Origin of the sequence: Microcystis sp. LE18-22.4A (genome assembly GCF_027531105.1) — a bacterium.
GTDB classification, from domain to species: Bacteria; Cyanobacteriota; Cyanobacteriia; order Cyanobacteriales; family Microcystaceae; genus Microcystis; species Microcystis aeruginosa.
On record NZ_JAPZRB010000315.1, the window covers coordinates 1 to 1,538 of the forward strand.

Annotated in this window: 2 protein-coding genes; both read right to left on the reverse strand. The window is 45.0% G+C overall.

The window, feature by feature from the left end:
* Positions 1-270 precede the first annotated feature (270 nt).
* Positions 271-540, reverse strand: a complete 270-nt coding sequence (locus O9295_RS14130) for a type II toxin-antitoxin system RelE family toxin (protein ID WP_288033431.1) — start codon at positions 538-540, stop codon at positions 271-273.
* Positions 537-755, reverse strand: a complete 219-nt coding sequence (locus O9295_RS14135) for a hypothetical protein (RefSeq protein WP_061430404.1) — start codon at positions 753-755, stop codon at positions 537-539. The genes O9295_RS14130 and O9295_RS14135 overlap by 4 nt, the downstream gene beginning before the upstream one ends.
* Positions 756-1,538 lie beyond the last annotated feature (783 nt).

Below are 1,538 nucleotides of genomic sequence, written 5' to 3' on the forward strand. Positions count from 1 at the left end.
GAAGGGGTCAATTACCTAATTTTCAGGGAAAAAGTCCCTGAATTTTCCCCCCGATCACTCCCATATCTGGTACTTTTTGATTTACAAAAACTCTAAAAGTCTTAACCAACAAGGGTTTTACCATTATTCAGCAAGCCCTAATTAACATCTTTTATCCTCAATTTGTCCGAAAATTCTGTCTAACGTTCGCAATCACCCGCCGCCAATAACCTCTCGGATAAACTCATACTTTGATACGGTCGGGTTCATGGGCGTTGTTAGCTGGCGTTTCTACAACTGATCAAGGAGCAGATCATATTCCGCATGAGAACCGACCCAGAACCAGATTACTGTGTCATCTTCTAATTGCCCAACAGCACGGTAATCTCTGTTGATGCGTGCAGAGTAGATGGGTAATTTTGGATGAACTTTCTTGAATCGCAAACTGGGGTAGCTTGGCTCTTGCTTGAATTGCTGATATGCTTTGCGCGTCTGCTCTTGAACTAACTCTGGAAGATCAGCAAACAGTTTACGAAATTGGGCAGTGGTGCGAGATTTCACAATGTTTCTGGATCGAGTTCTTGAGTTTTGCCTGCTCGGTATTCTGTCATTGCTTCGGCTGCCAATTTAGCCAACAAATCTGGAGAACGAGCAAATGACTCATCCCATCGCTGGTCATCTTCGAGTTCTTCTAGAATTAAGGTTGCGATTGCGTCTTGCTTATCGGTTGGCAAGGCTTTCAATCGGGCAATCACCTGATCAAGTTGCTCAGTCATATTGGAATCCACTTATCTAAAGGAGATACCCTCAATTATCGCTTACCCAATCAAGGTCAAGCAGCATTCAAGGCTGTGAATTTACATTATCCGAAGGACCAAAAACCAGACCAACCACACCACCAATTAAACCACCTACTGCACCACAGATCGGTGCTGCTGGTGCTGCGACAACACTTGTAGTACAGGTGAATGCGCCAATAGTAGCTCCGCCTGCTGCGCCAGCCACAGCCCCCAACTCGGTTCAACTGTAACTATAGTGTCTGAGCCATCAGAAGATATTCGTCTGCCAATGGATACTCTTGAAAGAGCATCAAGGGGGCTAGAAGGGATGGGGATGGGGATGGGAATAACTTCCGCGACCGTCGAAACGTCAAATCTCTTTAAAAACTGAGGTGCTGCGTATTTGACATACCCCACGCCGTAAACGGACGTGGATTCTTCTAGCATCACTGCTGTGAATTTATGGCTCAACGAGTCCACTTGAATTAGATTCCTGGCGAAATCCCAGGCTCTTCTCGACTTTGTGTGATAATTTTTGCTTATGGAATCGTGAAATGCTTACTGGGCAAGACTTTTAGGACTATTTTGCGGATATTCTATCAGTATAGACCTCGTTTCCACACAGAAACCAGAAGAGCCAATCCCACCCAGAGGTGGTTCTCTCCTCAGACTTTCGCTCCCTTACAGAAGCCTGTTTTCGTATGCCCTACGATACAGTTCAAAACCTCTAAAATAATTGGTTTCTCTGGTACTTGACGCTTAGAGCTTTTACCTATAGGA

Coding starts and splice junctions, on each gene's coding strand:
- O9295_RS14135 (WP_061430404.1), bottom strand. CDS start 755: ATGACTGAGCAACTTGATCAGGTGATTGCCCGATTGAAAGCCTTGCCA.